Annotated in this window: 24 protein-coding genes; 23 read left to right on the top strand and 1 reads right to left on the bottom strand. The window is 49.7% G+C overall.

Translation table 11 applies throughout. The features are described from left to right. Positions 1-99: 99 nt before the first annotated feature. Complete coding sequence (locus LUCIF_RS05725; RefSeq protein ID WP_122626916.1) at positions 100-2274, bottom strand: Tex family protein; 2175 nt, start codon at positions 2272-2274, stop codon at positions 100-102. A 148-nt stretch (positions 2275-2422) separates the two neighbouring features. Here LUCIF_RS05725 and LUCIF_RS05720 point away from each other — a divergent pair, with 148 nt between their 5' ends. From LUCIF_RS05720 to LUCIF_RS05610, 23 genes are all read left to right on the top strand, one after another. After that, positions 2423-2776, top strand: a complete 354-nt coding sequence (locus LUCIF_RS05720; RefSeq protein ID WP_122626915.1) for a hypothetical protein — start codon at positions 2423-2425, stop codon at positions 2774-2776. Between the two features lie 195 nt (positions 2777-2971). Then, on the top strand, positions 2972-4669 hold the full coding sequence (locus LUCIF_RS05715) for a sensor histidine kinase (protein ID WP_122626914.1): 1698 nt from the start codon (positions 2972-2974) through the stop codon (positions 4667-4669). Next, on the top strand, positions 4662-5420 hold the full coding sequence (locus LUCIF_RS05710; protein WP_122626913.1) for a LytR/AlgR family response regulator transcription factor: 759 nt from the start codon (positions 4662-4664) through the stop codon (positions 5418-5420). The genes LUCIF_RS05715 and LUCIF_RS05710 overlap by 8 nt, the downstream gene beginning before the upstream one ends. A gap of 295 nt (positions 5421-5715) precedes the next feature. Beyond that, entirely contained in the window at positions 5716-7512 is a 1797-nt protein-coding gene (locus LUCIF_RS05705) for a carbon starvation CstA family protein (protein WP_122626912.1), read from the top strand. Between the two features lie 179 nt (positions 7513-7691). Then, complete coding sequence (locus LUCIF_RS05700; protein WP_165865902.1) at positions 7692-10085, top strand: MASE3 domain-containing protein; 2394 nt, start codon at positions 7692-7694, stop codon at positions 10083-10085. 46 nt (positions 10086-10131) lie between these two features. Further along, positions 10132-10329 (top strand): ferritin-like domain-containing protein, encoded by a 198-nt coding sequence (locus LUCIF_RS05695; RefSeq protein WP_122626910.1) that lies wholly within the window; start codon positions 10132-10134, stop codon positions 10327-10329. 112 nt (positions 10330-10441) lie between these two features. Next, positions 10442-10762 (top strand): spore coat protein, encoded by a 321-nt coding sequence (locus LUCIF_RS05690; protein WP_122626909.1) that lies wholly within the window; start codon positions 10442-10444, stop codon positions 10760-10762. A gap of 295 nt (positions 10763-11057) precedes the next feature. Further along, positions 11058-11480 (top strand): transcriptional regulator PerR, encoded by a 423-nt coding sequence (gene perR / locus LUCIF_RS05685; protein WP_122626908.1) that lies wholly within the window; start codon positions 11058-11060, stop codon positions 11478-11480. A 177-nt stretch (positions 11481-11657) separates the two neighbouring features. Further along, entirely contained in the window at positions 11658-12299 is a 642-nt protein-coding gene (deoC, locus tag LUCIF_RS05680) for a deoxyribose-phosphate aldolase (protein ID WP_122626907.1), read from the top strand. Positions 12300-12440: 141 nt separating this feature from the next. Beyond that, positions 12441-13319 (top strand): peptidase MA family metallohydrolase, encoded by an 879-nt coding sequence (locus tag LUCIF_RS05675; RefSeq protein WP_122626906.1) that lies wholly within the window; start codon positions 12441-12443, stop codon positions 13317-13319. A 95-nt stretch (positions 13320-13414) separates the two neighbouring features. Next, a complete protein-coding gene (locus tag LUCIF_RS05670; RefSeq protein ID WP_122626905.1) occupies positions 13415-13924 on the top strand; it encodes a hypothetical protein in 510 nt (169 codons plus the stop codon). Between the two features lie 5 nt (positions 13925-13929). After that, positions 13930-15165 carry a hydrogenase small subunit gene (locus LUCIF_RS05665; protein ID WP_122626904.1) on the top strand — a complete coding sequence of 412 codons (1236 nt, stop codon included), beginning with the start codon at positions 13930-13932 and terminating at the stop codon, positions 15163-15165. A gap of 4 nt (positions 15166-15169) precedes the next feature. Further along, positions 15170-16594: a nickel-dependent hydrogenase large subunit gene (locus tag LUCIF_RS05660; RefSeq protein WP_122626903.1), complete on the top strand. Its 1425-nt coding sequence runs from the start codon at positions 15170-15172 to the stop codon at positions 16592-16594. Between the two features lie 91 nt (positions 16595-16685). Next, positions 16686-18032, top strand: coding sequence for a phosphomannomutase/phosphoglucomutase (locus tag LUCIF_RS05655; RefSeq protein ID WP_122626902.1), 1347 nt, complete (start codon positions 16686-16688; stop codon positions 18030-18032). 23 nt (positions 18033-18055) lie between these two features. After that, positions 18056-18859, top strand: coding sequence for an MBL fold metallo-hydrolase (locus tag LUCIF_RS05650; protein WP_122626901.1), 804 nt, complete (start codon positions 18056-18058; stop codon positions 18857-18859). Continuing rightward, a complete protein-coding gene (locus LUCIF_RS05645) occupies positions 18846-19949 on the top strand; it encodes a S1C family serine protease (RefSeq protein ID WP_122626900.1) in 1104 nt (367 codons plus the stop codon). Before LUCIF_RS05650 ends, LUCIF_RS05645 begins: the two co-directional genes overlap by 14 nt. A gap of 3 nt (positions 19950-19952) precedes the next feature. Further along, a complete protein-coding gene (rlmH, locus tag LUCIF_RS05640) occupies positions 19953-20432 on the top strand; it encodes a 23S rRNA (pseudouridine(1915)-N(3))-methyltransferase RlmH (RefSeq protein WP_122626899.1) in 480 nt (159 codons plus the stop codon). A gap of 147 nt (positions 20433-20579) precedes the next feature. Further along, positions 20580-22073 carry a methyltransferase gene (locus tag LUCIF_RS05635; RefSeq protein ID WP_122626898.1) on the top strand — a complete coding sequence of 498 codons (1494 nt, stop codon included), beginning with the start codon at positions 20580-20582 and terminating at the stop codon, positions 22071-22073. A gap of 222 nt (positions 22074-22295) precedes the next feature. Then, positions 22296-22883 (top strand): acyloxyacyl hydrolase, encoded by a 588-nt coding sequence (locus tag LUCIF_RS05630; RefSeq protein WP_207857061.1) that lies wholly within the window; start codon positions 22296-22298, stop codon positions 22881-22883. 226 nt (positions 22884-23109) lie between these two features. Then, complete coding sequence (locus tag LUCIF_RS05625) at positions 23110-23526, top strand: GtrA family protein (protein WP_122626936.1); 417 nt, start codon at positions 23110-23112, stop codon at positions 23524-23526. Further along, positions 23495-24250, top strand: coding sequence for a polyprenol monophosphomannose synthase (locus LUCIF_RS05620; RefSeq protein WP_122626897.1), 756 nt, complete (start codon positions 23495-23497; stop codon positions 24248-24250). Before LUCIF_RS05625 ends, LUCIF_RS05620 begins: the two co-directional genes overlap by 32 nt. Before the next feature lie 25 nt (positions 24251-24275). After that, positions 24276-25802, top strand: coding sequence for an ArnT family glycosyltransferase (locus LUCIF_RS05615; protein ID WP_122626896.1), 1527 nt, complete (start codon positions 24276-24278; stop codon positions 25800-25802). Positions 25803-25817: 15 nt separating this feature from the next. Further along, on the top strand, positions 25818-26447 hold the full coding sequence (locus LUCIF_RS05610; protein ID WP_122626895.1) for a phosphatase PAP2 family protein: 630 nt from the start codon (positions 25818-25820) through the stop codon (positions 26445-26447). Positions 26448-26566 lie beyond the last annotated feature (119 nt).

Raw genomic sequence — 26566 nt, 5'->3', positions numbered from 1 at the left:
TGCCGGGGTTGCTTGACTTTTTTTATCATAAAGAATCAATGTGTCAAATTCGTGACAAAAAAGGCATACAAGATAATTTTTCTTGTATGCCGGATGGATCTATTCTTTTGGTACCTGTTTCAGGCTAAGGGCGATACGGCCCCGGGCTTCGTCGACGCTGAGGATCATACAGTCAATGATGTCGCCGACGGAAACAATGTCCAAGGGGTGACGGAATGGTTTATGACTTAGTTCGGAGCGGTGAATCAAGCCGTTGGTTTTGATGCCGATATCGACAAAAACACCAAAATCGGTCACATTATGCACGGTTCCTTTCACTACGGAGCCCGGCATTAGATCGGAAAGCTTCACAATATTTTTCCGGGTCAGCGGAGCCGGCAAGTCCTCCCGGGGGTCCCGGCCCGGCTTAGCCAAGGCGGCAAGAATATCCCGGACCGTAGGTTCGCCTGCTGCCAGTTCAGCCGCCAGACGGGAAACATCGGCAACGGCAGCTTTTTCCTGGATGAGTCGCAGCGTTTCTTTATTTTGCAGGTTTTTTAGCGAATAACCCAATTTACCCAAAATGGCTTCCGCCAAAGCATACGATTCGGGATGCACCGGCGTATTGTCGAGAGGGTGATCACTGCCGGCCAGGCGCAAAAAGCCGGCGCATTGCGTAAAAGAAGCCTGTCCCAGGCGGGGTACTTTTAACAGTTGTGACCGGCTGGCAAAGGAACCGTGCTGGTCGCGAAAGGAGACGATGTTTTTGGCCACACTGGCGTTGATGCCGGAAACATATTTTAGTAGCTCCACCGAGGCGGTGTTAAGTTCAACCCCTACATGGTTAACCCCGGATTCTACTACCGTCGAAAGGGTTTTTTCCAATTCTTTTTGATTGACGTCATGTTGGTATTGGCCTACACCGATTGATTTCGGATCGATCTTGACCAGTTCGGCCAGAGGATCCTGTATCCGGCGGGCGATGGATACGGCACCGCGTAGCGACACGTCAAGGTCGGGCAATTCCTCCTTGGCCAGTTTGGACGCCGAGTAAACCGAAGCGCCGGCTTCATTGGCAATCAGGTAATGCACATTTAAGTTATGGGTCTGAATCAGGCGGGCAACAAATTCTTCCGTTTCATAGGAGGCTGTTCCGTTGCCGATGCTAATTAAAGTAACGTTATGCCGTCGGATTGCGGCAAGGAGAACCTCGGCCGCCTTTTCGCGCTGGGCGTCGCTCATGGTAATATAAATTGCACCGGTTTCCAACACCCGGCCCGTCGGACTGACGACGGCCACTTTGCAGCCCGTACGGTAGCCCGGATCAAGGCCTATCGCCACATGTCCCGCTAAAGGCGGCTGCAGCAGAAGCTGTCTGAGGTTAAGACCGAAAACCCGGATCGCCTGTTTCTCGGCATTTTCCGTAAGCTGGGAGCGGATTTCCCGCTCGAGGGCGGGAAATAGCAAGCGTTTATAGCCATCGGTGATGGCAGTAAGGAGAAGGTCGCTGAAAATGGATGCTCCTTTTTTGGTTTGCCGTACAATGAGAGCGGTGTTGGCGTCGTGGTCGGTTTGCAAGTGAACTTTCAGAACGCCTTTTTTCTCGCCCCGGTTTACCGCTAAAATCCGGTGGGATGGCATACGTTTGACCGGTTCGTGATACTCTTTATAATTAAGGAACTCTTTTCCTTCTTCTTCCGGGACAGCTAACTTGGTTGCTATTTCAGAGTTGGTCCAGAGCTGTTTGCGCAACTGAGCCCGAATATCCGCCCGTTCGCTGACCGACTCGGCAATAACGTCCATCGCACCGGCCAATGCCGTTTCCGGCGTGTTGATTTCTTTTTCCGGGTTGAGATAGGCGGCGGCCAGAACAAGGGGGTCGCCGTCGATCATTTCCTGGGCCAGAATGAGTTCGGCCAAGGGTTCCAGACCTTTTTCCCGGGCAATTTGAGCCCGGGTCCGCTTTTTAGGACGGAACGGAAGATACAAATCTTCCAGGTCCTGTAATTTAGTAGTCGCGGTAATAGCGCCCATAAGTTCGGGCGTCATCTTGCCTTGCTCTTCAATGGAGGCAAGGATTTCTTCCTGACGTTTGATCAGATTGCGCAAGTATTGCAGGCGTTCCATGACGGAACGGATCTGTTCTTCGTTGAGTTCGCCCGTAACTTCCTTACGGTAGCGGGCGATAAAAGGCACGGTATTCTCTTCGTCCAAAAGTTTGGCGGTCGCGGCCACCTGTTGGGGACGAATCCCAAGTTCCCGGGCGATTAAGGCCGTAATTTCTGTAAGTTGCAAGCAAATGTCACCAACCTTAAAAACTATATTCGTATCTATTATAGTATAAGATCAGCCGGATAGGAAATCATTCTCCAGAAAATAATTGGTATATTTCCAAATACAGGTAAATATATAAAAGTAGTACAAATTCTAAGGGGGTGGCATTGTGCATGCCTTATGGGACAGCATAAGCAACGGGTTGGTACTGGCGAAACCATTCTTGGGAGCCATTATCCTGATTGCGGCCTTGGTGTTTATCGGCGACAAAGGGAGCAAAATATCCTTAAATCGTAATAGCCCATGTCTGGCAGCTCTGTGTATTTTTACGTTTGCCCTTGGTTCAGGGTTGACCGCCTGGTTTTTGCTGATGAAACCGGCGTTTGCTCTGTTTGGCGTCACCTTTGCCCTGACGTATCCCCTGGTTTCGATGTACTGGTCCTTCTGGCTGCTTGCCAGTGTGCTGGTAGCGGCTAAAAAACTGGTTTATGACAGCGTACGCCGGCCCCGGCAACTGCAATGAAAAAGCGCCTTATCGCAAGGCGCTTTTTTTACGCTTTAATCCAGGCACCCGCCCCAAATCAACCCAGTCCCTCCAACCTCCAGTCCCTAACCCCTAACCCCCAATATCCAATATCCAATATCTCCCCAATCCCCATTGGTTGCCGAAGTAACTGGAAAATGATATTGTTATGATAGTACAAGGGGAGGGATTTTCATGGACTTTTCCTTGCTGGGCGAGATGATGCAGCGCCTTAGTGTGGCGGCTACCCTGGCTTTCGTATTATCGCAGACGGCCGTTTTTCGCCGTATTGTTAACAGACAGGTTACTTTTGGCGACCGGGCCGTTTTGGCGGTTTTATTCGGGTTCATTGGCATCGTTGGCACCTATGCCGGTATTCCGGTTGACCATGCCCTGGCCAATTCCCGAGTGGTGGGAGTTATGGCCGCCGGCTTGATTGGCGGTCGCATGATGGGGGTGGCGGCAGGACTGATTGCCGGCGGGCATCGCTTTTTGCTGGGAGGGTTTACGGCATTTTCCTGTGCCTTGGCCAATGTGTTGGAAGGATTACTGGGCGGGTTTGTGCGGCGCTGGTATCCTGGACGGCCTATTCCCTGGTGGCTGGCTCTGGGAGCAGGAATCGCGGGGGAAACACTGCAAATGGCAGTTATCTTAGTGACAGCCCGTCCCTATGATATGGCTCTCGCATTAGTGCAAAAAATCGCTGTCCCGATGATTGTGACCAATTCGTTGGGAATAGCTATCTTTATGCTGATTATTAAAACGGTTATGGAGGCTGAGCAAAAGATTGGGGCCGAGCAGTCGCAAAAAGCACTGGCCATTGCCACGCAGACGCTGTCTTATCTCCGGCATGGCCTCACTCCGCAGTCGGCACAGGCCGCCGCCCGGATTATTCTGGCGACCCACCGTTATGATGCGGTGGCCATAACGGATACGGAAAAGGTTCTGGCATTCATCGGCAATACTACAGAGTGCTGTGCCAAAAAACGCAATATGCTATCGGATGCCACGGTTAAAGTGCTGCAAAGCGGCAACATGCTGATTGCCCAGATACCGCAGGAAATCGGCTGCGCCAGTTGGGACTGCAAACTGGCGAGTGTAATTATTGTGCCTTTGAAACGGGCGGGACTGGTCACCGGCACCCTAAAACTATACTATGTCCGTCCCAATGCGGTGAAAGCGGTAGACCGGGAATTTGCCGCCGGAGTGGCTCATTTGTTTTCCACTCAATTGGAACTGGCGGAAATTGACCGGCAGGCGAAGCTGGCTTCCCGGGCCGAACTAAAAGCCCTATATGCGCAAATTAATCCCCACTTTTTATTTAATACCTTAAATACGATTTCTTCCCTGATCCGGACCAAGCCGGACTTAGCCCGGGAATTGCTGCTTAAGTTCAGCGCTATTTTCCGGCATGTGCTGCACAAAACCGGCCGCAATATTACCATTGCGGAAGAGTTGTCTCAGGTGGAAGCCTACTTATCCATTGAGCAGGCGCGGTATGGGGACAAGCTGGCGGTTAGGGAAGATATCAGTCCCGGTGTGGAAAAATATCTTATACCGTCGTTAACCGTTCAGCCTTTGGTGGAGAACGCTATTCGGCACGGTTTGCAGCCCAAAGAAGAGGGCGGCTGCATTTTTTTACGGATTGTTGAACGGGAGCGGGAGATTGAAATCAGTGTGAAGGATAATGGGGTAGGAATGGATTTAGCGGTAAACCATCCTTTGTCGGGACGAAACCGGGAAGGCATCGGTCTGGTTAATGTGCATGAACGGCTGCGCGGTCAGTATGGAGCCTCTTGGGGGCTGACACTGCAAAGCCAGCGGGGAAAAGGCACAACGGTAACTATGCGGCTGCCTAAACTTCTGCAGGAAGAAGGGGAAGACATTGCTTAGATCCGTAGTTGTTGATGATGAGACTCCGGCCAGAGATGAACTGAAATACTTGCTATCGCTGGAAGCAGGAATCGAATTGGCCGGTGAAGCCGACAGCGGACCGGCTGCCATTGAGCTTATTCCCCGGATAAAGCCGGACATCGTTTTCATGGATGTTCAGATGCGCGGGATGACCGGTATGGAAGCGGCGCTCATCATTCGCAAGATAGCGCCGCAAACCCTCATTGTTTTTGCCACCGCCTATGACGAGTACGCCGTGAAGGCTTTTGAAGTCGGGGCGACTGATTATTTGCTGAAACCATTTGAAGCGCAGCGCCTTCATGCCACGGTGGAACGGCTTAGAAGCTATCGGCCCGGTGAATGGAGGGAGGCGGCAGGCCGGGTGGATGAAGCGTTGAAGAGAACCCGTTTTTTTGTGCGCAAACTCCCGGTGGAAAAGAACGGCAAAATTGTATTGCTGGATTATCAGGACGTTATTTATGTTTATACCCAGGCTGGGGTTGTCAACGTCGTAACATCCGGCGGGGAGTATGTTTATAACGGGACATTAATGGAACTGGAGGAGCGCCTCCGGGATACCGGCTTGATCCGGGTACATAAAAGTTATGTCGTAAATATGAATAAAGTCAAGGAAGTGATCCCCTGGTTTAAGGGAACCTACTGGCTTAAAATGGAAGGCTTGCCGGATACCGAAATTCCGGTTAGCAAAGGACAAATTAAAGAATTGAAAGATATTTTCGGTCTTAAGTAACGGCTTGTTTTCTATTCAGCGCGTGATTATTTCTAATCGTCATGCAATTTATACTATTGGGACGATTTGTGTTTCCTCCTGTTACATTTTAGAGTATGCTAAATATGTTCAATCTCACTTTTCGCAGTCCTCTATCATTCGACAATAATTCTCCTGTAAAAGATAACTAAGTGGATTCTAACCAAATATAAGCTTATTAGTTACTTAGTGGCTATATATTGGGGGAAATATTGTCGCTATAAGTTCAGGATGCGAAATGTGGGTTCAAACAATTTTGTAAAGGAGGATCTAGCGGATGAATGCAATTAACCTGGTCATCATAGCAGCGCTGGTACTTATTTTGGCTTACCGGTATTATGGTGCGTTTATGGCGACTAAAGTACTGGTTCTGGACCCTTCCCGTGTTACTCCCGCAGTGCGGCATAATGATGGCAGGGACTATGTCCCTACCAATAAGTGGGTAACGTTTGGGCACCATTTCGCAGCGATTGCCGGCGCCGGTCCTTTAGTCGGCCCTGTGCTGGCGTCACAGTTCGGCTATTTGCCGGGGACGGTATGGCTCTTAATTGGGGCCGTAGCGGCCGGTGCGGTTCATGACATGGTCATTCTTTTCGCCTCCGTGCGCCATGACGGATTATCAGTGGCGGAAATAGCCAAAAAGGAGATCAGTGAAGCTTCCGGTTTGGCAACCAGTATTGCGGTATTATTTATTCTTATTATCACTATGGCCGGTCTGGCCATTGCAGTGGTTAACGCTCTGTATGACAGTCCCTGGGGTACCTTTACGGTGGCGGCGACCATTCCCACCGCGATTTTTGTCGGTATTTATTTGCGCTATTTACGTCCCGGCCACATTGGTGAAGCCTCTTTTATCGGTGTTGCGCTGGTCCTGGCGGGTGTATTTGCCGGCCCGGCAGTGCAGTCTTCCTGGCTGGCGCCGTTCTTTACCTTCAGCCGGACCCAACTGTCGGTCATGCTTGCGGTATACGGTTTTGTGGCGGCGGCTTTGCCGGTGTGGTTATTACTGGCGCCGCGCGATTATCTCAGTACGTATATGAAAATTGGCACCATTTTGGCGCTGGCTTTAGGAATTCTTATCGTCCGGCCGCAAATTCATATGCCGGCCCTGACTCCTTTTATTCACGGCGGCGGTCCGGTGATTCCCGGCCCTGTCTGGCCCTTTATGTTTATTACCATTGCCTGCGGTGCAATTTCCGGGTTTCATGCCTTAATTGCTACCGGCACAACACCGAAAATGTTAACGAATGAAGCGGAAATTCGGGCGGTGGGCTTTGGCGGCATGCTGGTGGAATCCTTTGTCGGCCTCATGGCTTTAATTGCCGCGACCAGTATGTTTCCAGCCGATTATTTTGCGATCAATACGTTGCCGCCTATTTTTGCAAAGCTGCACATGCATATCAATGAATTGCCGGCTTTGTCCCAAATGGTGGGCGAAAATGTGGCCGGCCGGCCTGGCGGTGCCGTATCGCTTGCCGTGGGCATGGCGCATATTTTTGAGAAGATTCCCGGTTTAAAGGGGCTGCTTTCCTTCTGGTATCATTTTGCCATTATGTTCGAAGCCTTGTTTATTCTTACTACGATTGACGCCGGCACCCGGGTCGGCCGGTATCTGTTACAGGAACTGGGCGGCCGTGTCTATAAGCCGCTTAAAGATGTACATTGGACGCCCGGGCTCATAGTAACCAGCGCTCTTATGTCTTTTGCCTGGGGTTATCTCCTTTACGGCGGTTCCATATCCACAATCTGGCCGTTGTTCGGCGTAGCCAATCAACTTTTAGGAAGTATGGCCCTGGCTGTGGGCACAACCGTTCTTTTCCGGATGGGCAAAGGGCGTTATACCTGGACAACCATCATTCCTATGTGCTTTCTGGCAGTAACTACGGTGGCGGCGGGTTATATGAATGTTGTTCTGAACTATCTGCCGCAGCGAAATTATTTATTGGCCGGTGCCAGCCTAGTCATGATTGTGCTGGTTGTCTTTGTAATTGCCGATGCCGTCCGGGTATGGCTGCGCATCGGCCGGCGGGCGCAAGCAGTCGATGCTGCAAAGGCAATAATGAGCGAAGAATAATTTGATTATTGCGGTCGGAGACTTCTGCAGCGGTTGTAACACCGGTGCGGAAGTCTTTTTTTATGGACCGGAAAGATAATTTTAGACGCAATATAACCCGGAACCAGGTTGGCACCTCACCTCCTATTTTCGAATATGATGTAGTACGCAGATGTTATGTAACAAGGAGGGATGAGAAGATGTATCCTGGATTTACCGTACCCGAAAGAAGCAAATGTCTTATCTTTATCATATTAATCTTCTTGCCGTTAGTTCTTATTAGTATGTTTCCCCGGCTTTTTTATGTTACATTTTCAGGGGACGGTTATTTGCTCATCCATACGGGCTTGGAGTTTAGTAGCGTGGTGATCTGTTTCACGTTATTCTGGGTGGTATGGAGCAGCTGGCGCCATACTAAAGACAGACGGGATCTGGTATTGGCGGTTACGTTTTTAACTGCGGGAATGCTGGATTTTGCCCATGCATTTTCGTATCCGGGAATGCCGCCCTTTTTTACTGCAAACAGCGTTAATAAATCCGAACTTTATTGGATCGTTAGCCGGCTGGTTGTTGCCTGCGGCCTGTTTGGGGCGCTGTTCATTCGGCGGCGGGTTCAGAACAGCTGTCTGCAGCGGGAACATTTGACCGGGATGGCGGCTGTCAGTACGGTAGCTTTAATTTTATTGATAGCCTATGTACCCGAGTTATTCCCCGCCATGTTCGCGGCCGGGGAAGGCAATACGCCGCTTAAAGTCAGTCTGGAGTATGTCTGTATGGCGTTATTCGCTGTATCGGCTCTTTTGTACGGTTGGCGAAATCCGACAAAACGGGAAATTTATTTTCTCCGGTTTTCCCTGTATCTGTCCATTGCCGTAGAGATAGCTGCCGTTCTTTATCAGCAGTCTAATGATTCCTATAATTTGCTGGGTCACATGTACAAATTAGCAGCCAATGTATTTATCTTAAAATCTTTAGTAGAAACATCCATCCTTCGTCCGTATAACCGGGTAGCTCAATTAGCCCGCTCACTCCGGGTATTGGTGGGGCGAAATTTCAAACAATATAAAAGCGTGAAAGAAAATAACAAGTTATTAAAGCAAACTTTCACCAGTCTGGGTGCCACACTGGCGTCAGGGCATAATTTAGACCAGATGCTGCAGCAGGTTGTACAGGCAACAGCAACGATTTTTCAATGCAGCCATGTGTATCTGGCCTTAAATGAGACGTCACCGTCCCAATTGAAAATTGCGGCCTATCTAAGTAGTTTTAAACCCCCCGAGTATTTATTGCCGGCGAAAAGTTTCATGGGAACAGTATTGACGGAAAAAAAGGCGATTGTGATTTGTGATTTGCGCGAGGATCCGGAAAGACTTGCGCCGGAGTGGGAAATTGCCGGTTTACGATCCATGGTGGGAGCACCGATTCGTCATAACGGGGATGTAATCGGCGTACTTGGTCTTTTTTCCGCTCAAACAGCGGGCTTTACGGAGGAGGATGCCAAGTTTTTAACAGTTTTTGCCCACCATGCCGGTGTGGCGATAAAAAACGCCAAGATGTTTGCCAACACGTTGCAAAGTTTTAACGAATTGAAACTTTTGTATGACATTATAAAAAATATTGCTACGGAATTATCACCCGTTGCCTTATTGACGAAAGTAACGCATCAGTTGCACGAACTGTTTTATTCCGATTGTGCGGCCGCTTTTATTATGCACGCCCGTGACGACGGCGTACATGCGGAACCGGTGTTTGTGCAGCAGTTTTCGACCGGTGAGATCAATCATTTGCAGCGGGTCTTTTCCGACGGACAGGTCGCTTGGCCCTGGGCTGATTTGAGTTATCTGGAACAGGACCTTACTGAAGACCAGGGCTTAATTACAATGTCTGTTTTAATGAAACGGCGCTTGAACATTCTACCGCTTCTTTCCAGCGGCAAATTACAGGGTCTGATTGTGTTCGGCTGGAACAATCCTAAATTTGAAATTCCACCCGGCATGGAAATGATCCTGGGGACCATTGCCGGACAGACGGCGGTTGGTTTAGAAAGAGCCTATCTGTATGAGAACGTGCAAAAGATTGCCCTGACGGATGCGCTGACCAAATTGCCCAACCGTCGCAATTTTGACTCCAGTCTGACGCGTGAGTTGAACCGGGCGCATCTACATGGACGGAAACTAAGCTTACTCATCTTGGATATAGATTATTTCAAAAAAGTGAATGATACATGGGGGCATGTAGCCGGTGACGCGGTGCTGCAGCAAATGGGCGCCATGATTCGTGAGTTTTTTGCCGGTACCAGTATTTGCGCCCGGTATGGCGGCGAAGAGTTTACCGTTATTTTGCCGGAAACAGGAGTAACGGCAGCGGTTGAGGTGGCAGACAGCTTTCGCCGTCAGGTAGCGGAACGCAATTTTGTTATTGATGCGGGAACGGTCATTCAAGTTACTGTCAGTATTGGCGTAGCTACCATCGATACGCCGGCAGTTCCGGCGATAACCAGGGATGAAATGGTGGAGCGGGCCGACCAGGCTTTGTACCGGGCAAAACAAAGTGGACGGAATAAGGTTATGGTCTGGAAGGAAAATAGCGCATAGCGAGCCAGGAAACGGTAAATGCTATTTTCCGAAAGGGGGGATTTCAATGCTGACAGCAAAAGAATTGTTGCAATTGGAAGATTTTCTAACGATGGAACAAACTTCGGTCAAAACACTGAATTTCCTGGCCAATACAATTCAGGACAATCAAGGGAAGCAGCTCTTCCAACAAATGGCCCAAAAAAATCAACAACATTTTCAAACTATGAATAAACATCTTAACGCCGGACAGACATTACAATAGCCGGATGGTGGTAATGCTGTAACTGCTGATTGGAACCGGCAAAATAGCAAGTAACTTTTCAACCAATCGGCAGAATCGCAATCTAAAACAATTTGAAATTGAGGTGACAAACATGGCCCAAACAGGACAACAGAACCAAACGTCCGGTCAATATGGCGGTCAAGGCCTGCAAATCTCCGACCGTGATCTTCTGCAGTTGGCGCTGAATGAATCTAAACATCTGGCGGAAGCGGTAAATACGTATATACTGGAAGCCGGCAGTGACCAGCTCCGCCGTGATTATATGACTGTACTGGGAGATTTGTATAGTCAACAAAAGCAGATTTTTGACGTCATGCAGCAAAAGGGATACTATAATCCGAAAAATGCCAACCCGCAGGATCTTTCTCAGGCTCAGAGCAAATTTAGCAGCCAGAATCAACAAATGCAGTAAGTTTGGATTCGCGAAGCCCCGTTTAGGTTACGGGGTCTTTTTTATGAGATCGGAAAGTATAACTTTTCGGGTTGTTTCTAAAAATAACACATTCTTCTTAAGAACCGAAAAGTAAAATACTTTCCTTCCACTGAAAGACCCTTTGGGTCTTTCTTGTATAGATATGTTAAAAATTTTTTAAGTTTTTTTAATTTTTGACTTGCAAAAAGTAGAAGGAAAGGGTAAAATAAGAATCGAATGCAATCAATAAAAATTTTCCGTTTGCGATTATTCTTTGTAAGGAAGGTGTAAAATAATGGAACTGAATGTTACCGCCATGCTTCGGGACAAAGGCTTTAAGGTAACACCGCAGCGTTTGGCTATTTATCATATGCTCGCTTCTACCAAGTCGCATCCCAGTGCAGAAATGGTTTTTAACGAACTCCAACCGGTGTATCCGACAATGAGTCTCGCCACCGTTTATAAAACGATGGAAATCCTGGAGGAAATCGGCCTGGTTCAAGTTCTGAATGCCGGCGAGGATAGTTTCCGTTATGATGCCAATACCAGCTGCCACCCGCATATTCGCTGTCTTTGCTGCGGCAAAGTGGAGGATTTGGAAGGAATCAATTCCGAGGCGTTTGTGAAGAATGTGGAAAAGAGTACGCCTTATCGCATTACAGGACAACAATTTTATTTTTATGGCACTTGTCCTAAGTGTCAGGCGAATGTGTCGTAAGTTAACCAATCTTGCAATCCGGTGTAGAGCCGGATTGTTTTTTTGTGGGCTTTCCCGCGCCCTGAGCCCTGCGCCTTGAGCCGAAAGACGCGCAGCGGTTTTTCTTCCAGCCTTTCCGGGAAAAGGAATTACAGGATTGTGTCCCGAATATAATTTCAGAACAAAGGAGGGAGCGGCATGGATTTAGCACAATATATTGACCATACCCTTTTGAAACCGGAAGCCACCGTGAATGATGTCATGCGACTTTGCCGGGAAGCGGCCGAAAACCGGTTTGCAGCGGTATGCATCAATCCGGGTTATGTAGATTTGGCGGCCCATCTGTTAGCCGGTACAGAGGTTAAAGTGGCAACAGTAATTGGGTTTCCGCTGGGAGCTACGCTTACTTCGGTCAAAGTGTCGGAAACCCAGGAAGCGGTTATGCGGAAAGCGGATGAACTGGATATGGTGATTCATATTGGGGCGGCGAAAGCCGGCGCCTGGGAAGCTGTTACTGATGATATCCGGGCCGTGGTTAAAGCCGCCGAAGACAAAATTGTGAAGGTGATCATTGAAACCTGTCTTCTGAGCGAAGAAGAAAAGAAGCGGGCCTGTCAAGCCGTTCTGGATTCAGGGGCACATTTTGTGAAAACATCAACCGGTTTTGCAGGAGGCGGCGCTACAGAGGAAGACGTACGTCTTTTAAGGGCAATTGCCGGTGACCGAATCAAAGTTAAGGCATCCGGCGGTATCCGCAATCGTCAGCAGGCGGAATGTATGATTGCGGCGGGAGCCGACCGGCTCGGAACCAGTGCCGGGGTAGCTATTGTCAAATCTTAAACGGAATGAGACCGGAATTTAACCGTGCCAGTCAGTCTTACTCGAGACAAAATGACGGCACGGTTTTTGTTTACATAAAATGCTTGTAGATGCATAATGATGGCTGTGTTATAATATTTGCCTGGGAAAGGAGGGGTTCTCATGCGTAATATTATGACAACTAATGAACTGGCCGCTGTCGCAGGCTTACTTGCTTTGGTTTTGGCTGTCATCCTGGTGCTGCAGTTTCCTGTGCACCCGCAGATGTGGCTGTATCCGCTGGCCCGTGAAGCGGCGCAGGCTAAAATAAAGTATGAAACCCGCAATATGGCGTCTTATGAAACGGCGCATTTTATTATTAAATTTGAACCGGCGGAAACCAACATGGTAGCCATGGTGGCGGAGGCCGCAGAAGCCGCGTATACACCGGTAACCAAGGAATTTAACTATCCTTTGAAAGAGAAGACGCTTATTGTCATGTACAATAATAAAGCCGAACTCCGGAAAGCGTTTGGCTGGTCCGGTGATGAGAATGCCATGGGGGTATACTGGGGCGGTGTTATTCAGATTCTTTCGCCTAAAGTCTGGTTGAGAAATCCCCATTCGATCAGTGAATTTATCCGGACAGGACCGATGGTGCATGAATTTACCCATCTGGTGTTCGACCATATTACGAACGGCAATTATCCGCGCTGGTTTACGGAAGGCCTGGCGCAATATGTTGAATACCGGGTAAATGGCTATGAATGGCTGACATCTAAGAACAGCCTCAAAGGTAATTTATATACTATGAACGAGCTGGACAGCGATTTTGACAATTTGGGCAATCAATCTCTGGCATACCGGGAGTCACTGGCGGCGGTGCGTTATATTGCCGATGTATACGGTGAAGAAAAGCTGCAGGCCGTGATTCACAATTTGGCTGCCGGCAAGAGTATGCAGACGGCAATCGCCCAGGCGCTGGGTATGGATTATTCTGCGTATGCCAAAGCCTGGCAAGATTGGGCCAGAATAAATATGAAGGATTTCGGTTCGATTTGAGAGCAGACTCGGCGAGAGTCTGCTCTTTTCTTCTTGCATAGATCGGGTTAAATTGGGTATCGTAATGCTAGTATGAGGCCTGAGGGGGGGTATCCGTGAACAGTCAGCGCATACTGGTGCTGGGCGGACTGCTGCTGTTTCTTGCCGGTTTGGTCTATGGTTTATATTATGACGGAATCGCGGCAGGAGAACGCTACAATACGATGCTGTATAACATCGATATGGCCGTTAATATGGCCGCAAAAGGAGATATTACTACGGCCAGTGCCTTTGTCCGGGATTTTGGCAGCGCGGACCGGACGCAGATATTTCAGGCCCGGATTTCCTATCATCTGGTTATGGCAGGTGCCGCCACGATGCTGCCTTTATGGCTGATAACGCGACTGGACATGAGTGAACGCATAAAACGGTTGCTGGCTCTTTTGCTTGTAACCGGCGGCGGCCTGCTGGCCGTGGGTGATTATTTTTCCTTAACGTCGCCACGATCCGCCGGCTATTATGTGATACTGGCCGGATATGCCTGGATGGCATTTGCTTTGTTCGGCTTTTTTTCCTATGCTTTACTATTTGGCTGGCTGAACCAAGAGGATAAAAAGCGAGGGTAACTTGTATGCTGACAAGACGGAAGTTTATCGAGCTATGCATGTCGTCGGCCCTGACGGTCAGCCTTACCGATATACTGGTCCCTTTTATCCGGCAGGCTTTAGCGGAAGAAAAGCTGGTCAAGCCGCCGGTTATCACACTGGAACTGGGTTCCTGCACCGGGGAGTCCATTTCGCTCCGTAACGCGGTAAACCCCACTTTTACGCAGGTATTGGACGATATGCTGGACTTTAGATATAACTGGCTTATGAATAGCTGTCAGGGCGATCTGGCGGTCAAGACCCTGTCGGAAACCGTTGAACAGGAAACAGGCCGGTTCTGGTTGATTGTAGAAGGGGCGGTCATGACGGCGGATAACGGACGCTATAACGAAATCTTTCTGCGGAATGGACGGGCGGTTACGGGACTGGCGGCTTTGCAGGAGTTTGCGCCGAAAGCAAAATATATTATTGCCGTAGGAGATTGCGCCTGTTTCGGCGGACCGGCGGCGGCCCATCCCAATCCTGGCGGCGCGAAGGGAGTGTGGGATGCAGTAAGCCGGAAAGTGATAAATATACCCGGTTGTCCGTCCCATCCGGACTGGATGATAGGTACTTTCACCCATCTTCTGTTTTACGGGTTGCCGGAGCTTGACGCCTACAACCGGCCTAAATTGTTTTTCGGTAAAACGATTCATGAACTTTGTTCCCGCCGGCAGCAATTTGAGGACGGTATTTTTGCCGCATTTCCCGGTGATAACGGCTGCTTTTATAAAGTTGGCTGCAAGGGACCGGTTACTCACGCCGACTGCCCTACCCGCCAGTGGAATCATGGTGTCAATTGGCCGGTAAAAGCGGGCATTCCTTGTATCGGCTGCGCCAATCCCCGCTTTCCTGACGCCAGCATGCCCTTTTTCAACCATTTACCCGATTATTCTACCCGGCGGGTAACGTTCAACATCCAAAAAGTGGGAACCTTGCTGGCAGCATTATCGGTAGGGGCCGTGGGGACGCACTGGGCTGCCAGTGTTTACGCCCGGCGCATTCACAAACACTTTTTAGACGGAGTTAAGCCTGCGAGTCCGGCACCCCCGGAAAATTTAGAGCAACTGAAACAAGAACTGGATGATTTGATTCGCCGGCAGAATGCGCTTCTAGCCGAAAACAAAAAGCTGGAACAGGCTCATACCCACCGGCGCCGCAAATCCTGGCTGCGCCGGATACGTGATTTTTGGCGCACTGAGGATAAGAAGGGAAAGGAATGACAGTATGACGGTTAAGACGATTTTTCCCGTGACCCGTGTGCACGAGCCGCTTCGGGTGGATGTTGACGTTCAGGGGGGAAAGGTTGTCGATGCCTGGGTTAGTTCTACTCTGTTCCGGGGATTTGAGGCGATGATGTATGGGCGGGATCCGCGGGATGCCGCTTTATTTACCCAGCGCATCTGCGGTATCTGTTCTTCGGCGCATGCCATTGCCGGTACTTTAGCGCAACAGGAGGCATTCGGTGTGGCGGCGCCCTCAAACGGACAACTTCTGACCAACCTGATTTTTGCAGCGGATATGATTCAGAATCACCTGCGGCATTTTTATCTTTTAGCATTTTATGATTATGTTATGGGACCGGATAGGCCGCCTTTTGTACCTCGGCAGAAAGGGGATTACCGGCTGCCCAAAAAAGTAAATGATACTTTACTGGCGCATGGCGATACCGGTATCGATATGGCAATGCGGGCTCATGAAATGATGGCTGTATTTGGCGCCAAAGCACCCCATCAGCAGACGATTCTGCCCACGGGAGTAACGGAAATGGCATCGACCGACCGGATCATGGCTTATAGCGGCATTTTAAAAGAAATCACGGCCTGGGTTGAGCAAACGATGCTTGAAGATACCATGACGATTGCCGATCATTACCGGGATTATTACGACATCGGCAGCGGATACGGCAATTTGATGTCTTACGGGATTTTTCCCGCGCCGGTAACAGGGGTACGGGATTTTGCTCCGGGGCTGATTATTAACCGGGGTGCGGTGGAAGCACTGGATGTTGCTCAGATTGCGGAGGATATCCGGTTCAGCTGGTACCGGCAAAATGGGGACAGCCGCCCTCCGGTTCAGGGGACAACCGTACCTGACCGGGAGAAGGAAGGCGCCTATTCCTGGGTTAAAGCGCCGCGCTACCATGGACAGGCAGTTGAGGGCGGACCTTTGGCACGGGGCTGGATAAACGGAGACTATCGCCGTGGTATATCGGTTATGGACCGTATTGTAGCCAGAACCCGGGAAACGGCTAAATTATGCCGGCTAGCGGCAGAATGGCTGGAACAATTGCTTCCCGGCGCACCTACGTTTACTCCTTATACACCAAAGACCCAGGGAGAGGGAGTGGGCCTGACGGACGCCATGCGGGGCGCTCTTGGCCATTGGCTGAGTGTGCGGGAGGGGAAAGTGGTACATTATCAGATTGTGCCGCCCTCAACCTGGAATTTTTCTCCCCGCGATGGCGGAGGGAAACGCGGACCGGTGGAAGAAGCCTTACTGGGAACACCGGTAGCGGATGCCGACAGCCTGATTGAAGTGGGGCGGGTAGTCCGGTCTTTTGATCCTTGTTTTTCCTGCGCTGTCCATGCCCTGACTTTGCCGGGCGCCGGTAACGGCAGGGCCGCTTTCCCGGAAAGCCGTTCTGTTTAACCGCAACAACTTTTTGTTCTGCTGGGAGGTTCTTGTGTGATTCGCCTGCATCATGCTAAAATAGGCTTGATAAGAGGCAAAGGAGTAGCTTATGAATATTTTCCAGGCATGTGATATTCGTGGTATTGCCGGCAGGGAACTTTCGGACGTCATGGCCCGAAAAATAGCCTTGGCGGTCGGAACAAAACTCGCAGGACAAAAGGTAGTTGTCGGCGGAGATGTGAGGCATTCGACGCCGGCGTTGCAAAAGATTATGATAAACGGCCTGGTTGAATCAGGTTGCCAGGTTGTCGACATTGGGACCGTTCCTACGCCGGTTTTTTATTTCGCCCTGAAAGCTGCAGGAGCTGCAGGCGGCGTTATGGTGACGGCGTCCCATAATCCCGCCCCGTATAATGGTTTTAAATTTGTTCTGGGGGACAAGCCGGTCACCGAGGCGGAGGTAGCGGAGATCGGCTGTCTGGTGGCGGAAAACGCCCGGGTATTTGGTACGGGTTCGGTGGAAAGAGCCCCCATGATTGTTCGTTATATTTCTTCCGTTGTCAACCGGTCCCAGCGGGGCAGTTTTTACTTTAAAGCTGTGCTGGATGCCGGCAACGGCGCCACGTCATCCATTGTACTCCGCTTGTTTTCCGCCTTGGGGTACCGGACCATCGAACTCTTTTGTGAACCCGACGGCAGTTTTCCCAATCGTCCGCCCAATCCCTCCCTGGCGGAAAATCTTACGGCTCTTTGCGAAACGGTGAAGGAGGAGCAGGCGACCATCGGCATCGCTTTCGACGGGGACGGCGACCGGGTGGCTTTTGTAGATGAACTCGGACGGCCTGTCGATAATGATTATATTATCATTTTGTTGGCCCGCCATTATTTGGCCCAGGGTCCGGGAACCATTATTTATGATTCCAAATGTTCCATGGTTGTGCCGGAAGAAATCAAAAAGGCCGGTGGCCGGCCGGTCATGGCCCGGGCCGGGCATACGTTCATCCGGGCGGCTTTTTTGCGGGAAAAAGCTTTATTCGCCGGTGAAGTCAGCGGTCACTTTTTCTTTCAGGAACTGGGCAACGACGATGGAATGTTTGCCGCCCTGAAAGTCTGTGAATATGTTACAGCTCACGGTTCGCTGGCGGAGCTTGTAAACTCCATACCTAAGTACATATTGACACCGGATATCAGAGTGCCGTATCACGGCAGTGACAAGGCCGAAATTCTGGATGCGGCAGCCCGGGCGCTGGCTGTTTATCAGCCGAACCGGATTGACGGCGTTCGCATTGAATTTCCGGACGGCTGGGGTATGATCCGTTCTTCAGTTACCGAACCGCTGTTTACCCTGCGGTTTGAAGCCAAAGAGGAGAAACGGCTAAGGGAAATCGCCGGCATTCTGCTTGATGCGCTGCCGGCAGTCATACAAAGCGCGGTACGGAAAGCCATGCCGCAATGATAAAAGAGGAGAAATGCAGTACTATGGAAATCCATGTCCTGGCCAGCGGCAGCACGGGAAACGCTATTTTTTTACAATTTGAAAATACAAAACTATTGGTAGATGCCGGGATTAGCGCCAGACGAATTAAGCAAGGCCTGTCTGCAATCGGTACGGCGGTAGAAGATTTGGACGGTATTCTTTTAACCCATGAGCATCGTGACCATGTGGCCGGCTTAACGACTCTCACCAGGAAGTACCATCTTCCCGTTTACGCCCGGGCGGCTGCCTGGGAGGCAATGCCGGTGGAAGTAGTGGAAGAATGCTGCTGCACATTGGATTGCGGTTTGGATATCGGGGATGTAAAGGTGGAGGCTTTTAATATTTCGCATGATGCCGCCGACCCCGTAGGATTTAATTTCTTTCACCGTCACTACAAATGCAGTGTGGCTACCGACCTGGGGTTTGCAACCGGCACCGTAAAAAAAGCGTTGTCCTGTTCGGATGCGATGGTGCTGGAGTCCAACCACGACCTTGATATGTTAAAAACCGGCTCCTATCCCTGGTTTCTCAAACAACGCATCATGAGCAACCGGGGGCATCTTTCCAATGTGGATGCCGGCTGGTTATTGGCCCGCCTGGACCGGAAACAGCATACGGACGTTTTGCTGGCCCATCTTAGCCGGGAAAATAACCGTCCTGAACTGGCGGCGTCTACAGTGAAAACAATTTTGCAGGAACAAGGTCTCGAAGAGGAAAAAGACTTTTCCCTCTACCTCACGTATCCAGACCGTACAGCTAGTTATACTCACCGTGACAGGAGGAAAAAAGAAAATGGCCTTTTTTAAGCGCTTTGCTCCCTATATCGTAGTGGCAATTCTCGGCGCTTTGATTGGTGGAGGCTTGGTGACCGGCTGTGCTTTGGGCAAACCGGACCCCAAGGGCGATGCACCCCGGTCAGGAGCGCTAAAACCGCCTGTTAACGCGCCATTATCCGAAGCCCGCAATACGCCGATTGTCCGTGCGGCTCAAATGGTCGGTCCGGCGGTGGTAGGCATTACCAATAAGGCCTATGCCCAGGACTATTTCAACCGCAAGGTGCTGGTGGAACAAGGCACCGGTTCGGGTGTGATTTTTGATTCTAACGGCTACATAGCCACCAACAACCATGTAGTGGAAAACGCCCAGGAACTGGTTGTTTCCTTATCGGACGGACGCACGGTGAAAGGTAAAGTAGTGGGTACCGATCCGGCCACTGACCTGGCCGTCGTAAAGGTGGATCTAACGGGCTTGCCGGTAGCTAAATTTGGCGATTCCGATTCTCTGATGGTGGGGGAACCGGCCATTGCTATCGGGAATCCGCTGGGTCTTGAGTTTCAGGGCAGTGTAACGGCCGGCGTGATCAGCGCTTTGAACCGGTCGATTGAAATCGGCGACCGCCGTTTCAAACTGATACAAACCGATGCGGCGATTAATCCCGGTAATTCGGGCGGCGCTCTGGTTAATGCGGATGGTCTGGTTGTCGGCATTAACAGTGCCAAAGTGTCCGTCTCCGGCGTGGAGGGGATCGGCTTTGCCATTCCGATCAACAGTGCCCGTCCCATATTACAGTCCCTTATCGAAAAAGGCAAGGTTGTCCGGTCCTATCTCGGCGTTGGACTGCTTGATAAGAATTCCGCCGCTCGCTATGGGTACGAACTTACTATTGACAAGGGCGTATATGTGGCAAAGGTGGTAAAAAACGGACCGGCTTATAAAGCCGGAATCCGGCAGGGGGATATTATCCTGAATGTTGCCGGTACGGAAACAAACAGTGTGCCGGATCTTCGCGCCATACTTGATGCCCAGCAGGTAGGCAGTACCGTGAATGTAGTCTTTTCTCGCAACGGACAGACTACAACGGTTAGTGTCACGCTCGAAGAAATGCCGGCCCAGTAGCTTATGCGGATTTCTATCATAGCCGTCGGCAAGATTAAAGAAAAATATTTAAGTGCCGGGATCGGTGAATTCGTCAAACGTCTGGGGCCGTATTGCCGTTTGGACATCACCGAACTGGACGAGGAAAAAATGCCGGACCGTCCTTCGGCGGCGGAAAAGGACAAAATATTGACCCGGGAAGGGGAACGGCTGCTGAAAAGCATCCGGGAGAACAGCTATCTCATTGTCCTGGATGTAGCCGGCAAACCCGTTTCTTCCGAAGAATTATCGGCTAAATTTGATGCTCTGGCACTTGCCGGACAAAGCGACGTTACCTTTGTTATCGGCGGCGCCTTCGGTTTGGCATCTAACATAAGGACAGCCGCCAGCGAGCGGCTGTCCTTTTCCCGCCTGACTTTCACCCATCAGATGATCCGTCTCTTGCTGGTGGAACAAATCTACCGATCATTTAAAATCAGCCGGGGTGAACCGTATCACTGGTAACGGTGCAAAAATAATTTTTATTCAAGGTGTAGGAGGTAAGCGGGACAGATGATCAGGTGGTTGAAGAAACGTTTATATTGTTGCTTTGGATATAAGAATACCGAGAAGCCCGAAATCCATTCTGTAGAAGGAGGAATACCTTGAACGATGAACGAGTCTGCAACTTTTCTGGTAGATGATACGGATGCCCCAGCCCTCCACAATGCTGTATCACATATTGCCCGCGTTGGCTACTGCGAAGCAAAGGTTTGTGAACGCCTAGGGGTTTCAGATATTACCGATCTCCAGTGGCGTGCCCTGCCTATTTACCGTGAAGAACGGCTCGCGGTCCGTGACACAGTGGCTTCGGCTATTGATCTTTTTCTTTTGCAAGGCATGATTCCGATGGATGAACTCAATCGATTATGCGGTAAGGACGACCAGGAAGTCCTAATCCGGACGGGAATCCTTTCAATTGACGAGAAGGGCCTCGCGCAGGCACGTGCTTCGCTCTTTCCCATTGGGAATCGCTTGATCTTTTCGGACCATGCTTGGCCTAAACTTTCCCATCCGGGATACAGCGATGTTCCGTATGACCAAGTGATGTTCATTGGTACCGATAGCCGCTGGCTTGCACGTGCTACAGTACGCAGGTCTGTCGGTTCTACCCTTGATCTCTGCACAGGCTCGGGTGTCCAGGCCCTTCTCGCGGCTACCCACTCCCAGCGAGTGCTTGCCGTTGACATTAACCCTCGTGCTGCGAGATGTACCCGATTCAATGCCCATGCCTCAGGTGTAACAAATGTTAGAGTTCTTGTGGGAGATCTTTATGAACCAGTTGGCCAAGAGCGCTTTGACCTTATAACGGCAAACCCCCCGTTTGTACCATCACCTGTTGATGCCCTGCAGTTTCGCGATGGCGGGTGCTCGGGTGAAGAGGTTCAACGTCGGATTATTGCTGGGTTACCAAATCATCTAGCGCCGGGAGGGATCGCACAAATTGTTACCGAGTTAGGCGAGCGGGAAGATGAACCGCTTTCAGACCGACTGCGTGAATGGCTCGGAGGTGCCCCGATGGATATCCACATTCTGCGTCTGCGTGAGCACTCTGCTGCAAGTTATGCCATTGGACATGCTAATGGTGATGATACTTACGATGCCTTTTTTAGCTCGGTACACGCTTGGGCAAATAATCTTAGGACCCAGGGTTATTCTCGTGTCGTCTCCGTTCTTCTTGCTTTCCAATGGAGCGATCCGAAACTGGGTCTGCCCTGGACCCGAAGCGAGGAAGCTCAACCACCTAATACCGACTGCGGTGCCGAAGTAGAGACAACTTTTCTCGCAGAACGCATGGCTTGTAAACCTGATTTATATGAAATCCTTGAGTATAGTAAGGTGCGCCGAACAGGACCAATAGGGCTCATGGAGGCGAGAGTGCTAGGCAATCCATTATACGCAAATACTCAGGCTAAATTGTTGGGGAAAGCTCTTTCTATTTCGCAATTGCTTGAACCTGTTGAGCGGGATGTCCTTACGCTAATAGAGAAACCGCTGTCATTGCCGGAGCTTTTTGTACTTTCCGACGGACTTAATCTTAATAAAAAGGCGGTCTTGGCGGCAGTCAGATCCCTCCTAAGGCGAGGACTGGTTCTCTTAACATAACTCATTTGTCATAAATGAATGATATCGGCATGCCATAGGACATGTCAGTGACGGCACATGTCCATAAAAGTAACAAAATCTTTTCGATGCCTGATAATTTAGCAGGGAAAATAATCAATTATATAGAATATAAAGCATGTTTGAAAAGAAAACCATGGTTATTTTTTCATAATAACCAGCCATATGGCTAACACTATAGAAAAATAATTCGAGGAGTATTGTATGGTGCGTAGATTAATTTATATAGGAATTGTTATTAGTTTCTTACTGATGTGGATGCCGGAAACGTCCTATTGTTATGCGGCCGACTCCAAGACTGGACAGGATAATCCTGTTGAACTGGATTGGGACTACTTGACCCACGTTCATTTCAACGACCGCTATATTGATACGGGGTCACTACATATACTTGAGAAGATTTCGGAAAAAAATAATAGATCTGTATATAGAGGCATTACAATCACCCGGCCGCATGGGCACATAATAGATGATAATCATCAGACGCAAGACAGTTCCGCTGTCGGTGTCGGACCTGTTTACATGATTCGCAATGAAAAACAATTTTCCGGAAAACTATATGGAGCATTTGATATGAGCGGTGGATTTATTGTATATGACAAAGCATTTCCGGCCGGCGGAAGATGTTATAATTTTATGTGGCGGTTCGGGCCTCGCTTAATTTATAAAATTAGCGAAGACTCTTCCGTAAATATCGGCTATCTGTTCATGCATGTTTCTAACGGTTTTAGATCGCATAATCCTGGCTATAACGCCCGGGGCGTTTCATTGGGTTTTGTAACGAAATTTTAAATTGATAGGAATTCCAAGTTATAACGAGGCTGTGAATAAGAAAAACGTCATTTGTTGTTAACAAATGGCGTTTTTTTATTCTGCTTATTTGCCTAAAGATTAAGAAAAAATTAACACAAACTGCCTTGTTGCCAATTAACCGGATTTATACAATGAAACTAAAGTAAAGCCATGGCGAGAATCCAGAGGATGAGTTTGAATTGATGGAGATAAACAATTGTTCAAGATGTTAATTAAGTTTATGCTGGTGGGATTAACCGGTGTTGGCGTTAATATGGCGTTCTATGTACCGATTATAAACTGGACCGGCAATTACCTTTTCGCTGCCGTATGCGCCTTTCTGGCGGCAGTAACCAACAATTTCATCTGGAATCTGCTATGGACCTTCAAAGGACGGGCCGTGGATATTGGTATATGCCGGAAATATATTACTTTTCTCACGATAAGTCTGGCTAATCTTGGGGTTAATCTCATAGTTCTTTATTTACTGGTCGGATATGGGAATTTTAACAAAATATTGGCCCAGCTTTCTGCAATCGGGACTGTCAGCGTATGTAACTTTGCGCTGAATTACCTGATTACATTTCGGGAAAAGGCCGGAAAGGAAATTTATGATGCAGCTCGTTATCGTTCCAACTTATAACGAACGGGATAATCTGGGAGAACTTCTGGAGGGTATATATAAGGCCGTGGCAGATATGCATGTGCTGGTCGTTGACGACAATTCTCCCGACGGTACCGGCAAATTGGCGAGCTATCTAATGAATACCCGCTATAAAGGCTCGCTGTTTCTTATAGAAAGGACCGGGAAACTAGGACTGGGGACGGCTTATTTGGCGGGTTTTAAATGGGCCTTGGAACGGAAGTATCAATATATCTTTGAAATGGATGGAGATCTCTCCCACAATCCCCGCCATTTACCGTCTTTTTTGCAGGCCGTGAAAGAATGCGACCTGGTACTTGGCAGCCGGTATGTGAGCGGCGGCGGAGTAAGAAACTGGTCACTGCTTAGACGCCTTATCAGCCGTGGCGGCAGTCTGTATTCGCGGTTTATCCTTGGACTGCCTTTTCAGGATTTAACAGGCGGCTTCAAGTGTTTCCGGCGGGAAGTTCTGGAACAAATCAATTTGGCCGAAATAAAGTCGAATGGCTATTCCTTTCAGATTGAAATGACGTACCGCGCTTTCCTCAAAGGGTTTCGTATTAAGGAAGTGCCCATTGTTTTTGAGGAACGATTGACAGGACATTCCAAGATGTCTTACCGCATTTTTGCCGAAGCAATTGTTATGGTTTGGAAATTGCGGCTGGACAGAAAAAGGCTAAAGGCTGGAACGGATACAGCACAAGCGGCTCCCCCGCTGCCTTAATCCAGGCCAATAGAAGGAGCTGAGTATGAAACGTATTTCTCCTCAACAGAGTGTGGCGTTCATAATCGGGATTAGCGCGGCAATCCGGCTGGTTCTTGCCGGATCGATAGGGTTGGGCGTGGATGAATCGTATGTCGCAGCCGTGGCCCGTGTTTTCAGTTTAAGTTATTTCGACCATCCGCCGCTTCACCTTTGGATTGTGTGGCTGACCAGCCACCTGGCCAAGAGTGAAAGCGCATTGATCCTGCGGTTGCCCTTTGTGCTGCTGTTTGCCGGGACGACCTGGCTGATGTACCGTCTTGGAGCAAAGCTGTTCGGACAATGGACTGGCGTTTATGCAGCTTTGATCCTGAATGTTTCAGCCGTATTTGGGTTAAGTACAGGCAGTTGGATTCTGCCGGATGGTCCCCTGCTGTTTTTCCTGCTGGCGACAGCTTTGACAATGACGGACCTGTTTTTCTTCTCTACCGCCGGCCAGACCCGCCGGTGGATCCTAAGTGGTATCTTTCTTGGCTTCAGCCTGTTGAGCAAGTACCATGGAGTATTCCTGGTATTAGGCACCTTCTTATTTCTGATGACCAGTAGCCGCCACCGTTTCTGGTTAAGGCGACCGGACCCATACCTTGCTCTTTTGACGGCGTTGCTGATTTTCTCACCCGTTATTGTATGGAATCAGCAACATCACTGGATTTCATTTTTCTTCCAGGGTGGCCGGGCGGCGGCAACCGGTTTTCAGCCGGAGAAAATGCTTATTAATGTGGCCGGACAGGCAGTATGGCTGCTTCCCTGGATATGGGGGCCTTTGGTGTGGGTTTTGGGTAAAAATATATTGGCCGGTCCCGGCCGGGCGTCAGAAAATCTTCTGCAATCCCGTTGCTGGTTTCTTTGTTGTCTGGCTGTCGGGCCGGTTGCGATTTTTACCATTGCCACAATGTGGGGAGCACAGGGCTTGTTTCACTGGCAGGCTCCCGGCTATCTTTTCGCCGTGCCTTTGCTGGGAAGGGCGGTAACGGAAAGGATACATTACCGGGCGGTAAGATGGTGGTTACAAGGTTCGGTTGCCATCTTTTTAGTTATTATCCTGCTGTTAGGCAGTCATACTGCTACCGGCTGGATGCGCGACCTGGAACCGGATTGGTTTAGGTCCGGTGACCCGACGGTGGAGGCGCTGGATTGGAAGCAACTGCCGGACTATCTGGCCCGGACAGGGCTGCTTACCGCTGAAAATACATTTGTTGTTGCCGGAAACTGGATTGATGCCGGGAAAATTGACTATATTCTTGGCGGTAAACTGCCGGTATTATGTCTTAGCCGTGAGCCGCATCATTTTGCGTTTCTCCATGCTCAGGCTGATTTTAAGGGAAAAAGGGCCTTGATTATAGGCCGTAAACAAGCGGCGGAGAAGATAGTGACCGGGTACCGCCCCTATTTTCAACATATTCAGCCGTTGGGAACAGTAAAGATTCTGCGGGGCGGAAGACCGGAAATTGAACTGGTTTTATATCAGGCGCAAAATTTCCGGGCTGATTTTCCACTTCCATACGGACAGTAAGGGAGCGATGGTTTGATGCCGATTTGGGAATGGATGAGAGATAAGAGCAGCTGGTCAAAGGCAATGGCGATGGCGCTGCTTGTTGGTTCAATCACTGCCGGCATCGTAAATGGGATGCCGAAATCAGACAACCTGACAGTGTTCCGTATCGCGGATTTCCTTGGCGGTCCGGGCAACAACCTGTTTCTGATATTGACGAATTTTTTAATTATTGGTTGGGCCTGGCGCAAACGCCTTCGCAGCATTATAAGCTTGACGCTGAAATTGGATTTTTTTGTATGGGTCGTGGTTCAGGGAACGAAGCTGATCCATTTTGGTCCCTGGACACGAAGGCCTAACGGCGGAGCCGGCGGGTTTCCCAGCGGACATGCCACGCATGCCTTCGGGATGGCTTTTCTGTTAACCTTGTTTTTTCCGCGGTTCAGCTGGGTATGGTATGGGCTGGCAGCCGCCATATCCTGGTCCCGGGTGGAAACGGACTGGCATTCCGGATTTCAGGTTACGGCAGGTATTTTATTTGGTGTAGTTATTGTTTGCGTATTGGTAGGCCAATGGCTTAAGCATCCCGAATCATATATCGTAAAAAATACCGGGGACGGATATATGGACAAGGTGCCAACGTCTCAGGTACCGGATGCAAAATAAGGCCGGCAAGCAATGGGGAAAAAACGGCCCTTTTTGGCGGTCCTGTTAGGGCTGGAAAATGTTATAATAAAAGCAGCATACGATAAATCTGATATTTGGATCAGACTAAAGGGGTTTAT

This window comes from Allolucifera butyrica (assembly GCF_900476375.1).
Classification (GTDB): Bacteria; Bacillota; Negativicutes; order Sporomusales; family UPPP01; genus Lucifera; species Lucifera butyrica.
This window is presented reverse-complemented; position numbering and strand designations above follow the sequence as displayed.

Bases quoted from the DNA above. Each gene is read 5' to 3' on its own strand.
- LUCIF_RS05715 (WP_122626914.1), top strand. From the start codon at position 2,972: ATGGACTTTTCCTTGCTGGGCGAGATGATGCAGCGCCTTAGTGTGGCG.
- LUCIF_RS05705 (WP_122626912.1), top strand. From the start codon at position 5,716: ATGAATGCAATTAACCTGGTCATCATAGCAGCGCTGGTACTTATTTTG.
- LUCIF_RS05700 (WP_165865902.1), top strand. From the start codon at position 7,692: ATGTATCCTGGATTTACCGTACCCGAAAGAAGCAAATGTCTTATCTTT.
- LUCIF_RS05695 (WP_122626910.1), top strand. From the start codon at position 10,132: ATGCTGACAGCAAAAGAATTGTTGCAATTGGAAGATTTTCTAACGATG.
- LUCIF_RS05690 (WP_122626909.1), top strand. From the start codon at position 10,442: ATGGCCCAAACAGGACAACAGAACCAAACGTCCGGTCAATATGGCGGT.
- perR (WP_122626908.1), top strand. From the start codon at position 11,058: ATGGAACTGAATGTTACCGCCATGCTTCGGGACAAAGGCTTTAAGGTA.
- deoC (WP_122626907.1), top strand. From the start codon at position 11,658: ATGGATTTAGCACAATATATTGACCATACCCTTTTGAAACCGGAAGCC.
- LUCIF_RS05675 (WP_122626906.1), top strand. From the start codon at position 12,441: ATGCGTAATATTATGACAACTAATGAACTGGCCGCTGTCGCAGGCTTA.
- LUCIF_RS05665 (WP_122626904.1), top strand. From the start codon at position 13,930: ATGCTGACAAGACGGAAGTTTATCGAGCTATGCATGTCGTCGGCCCTG.
- LUCIF_RS05660 (WP_122626903.1), top strand. From the start codon at position 15,170: ATGACGGTTAAGACGATTTTTCCCGTGACCCGTGTGCACGAGCCGCTT.
- LUCIF_RS05655 (WP_122626902.1), top strand. From the start codon at position 16,686: ATGAATATTTTCCAGGCATGTGATATTCGTGGTATTGCCGGCAGGGAA.
- LUCIF_RS05650 (WP_122626901.1), top strand. From the start codon at position 18,056: ATGGAAATCCATGTCCTGGCCAGCGGCAGCACGGGAAACGCTATTTTT.
- LUCIF_RS05645 (WP_122626900.1), top strand. From the start codon at position 18,846: ATGGCCTTTTTTAAGCGCTTTGCTCCCTATATCGTAGTGGCAATTCTC.
- rlmH (WP_122626899.1), top strand. From the start codon at position 19,953: ATGCGGATTTCTATCATAGCCGTCGGCAAGATTAAAGAAAAATATTTA.
- LUCIF_RS05635 (WP_122626898.1), top strand. From the start codon at position 20,580: ATGAACGAGTCTGCAACTTTTCTGGTAGATGATACGGATGCCCCAGCC.
- LUCIF_RS05630 (WP_207857061.1), top strand. From the start codon at position 22,296: ATGGTGCGTAGATTAATTTATATAGGAATTGTTATTAGTTTCTTACTG.
- LUCIF_RS05625 (WP_122626936.1), top strand. From the start codon at position 23,110: ATGTTAATTAAGTTTATGCTGGTGGGATTAACCGGTGTTGGCGTTAAT.
- LUCIF_RS05620 (WP_122626897.1), top strand. From the start codon at position 23,495: ATGATGCAGCTCGTTATCGTTCCAACTTATAACGAACGGGATAATCTG.
- LUCIF_RS05615 (WP_122626896.1), top strand. From the start codon at position 24,276: ATGAAACGTATTTCTCCTCAACAGAGTGTGGCGTTCATAATCGGGATT.
- LUCIF_RS05610 (WP_122626895.1), top strand. From the start codon at position 25,818: ATGCCGATTTGGGAATGGATGAGAGATAAGAGCAGCTGGTCAAAGGCA.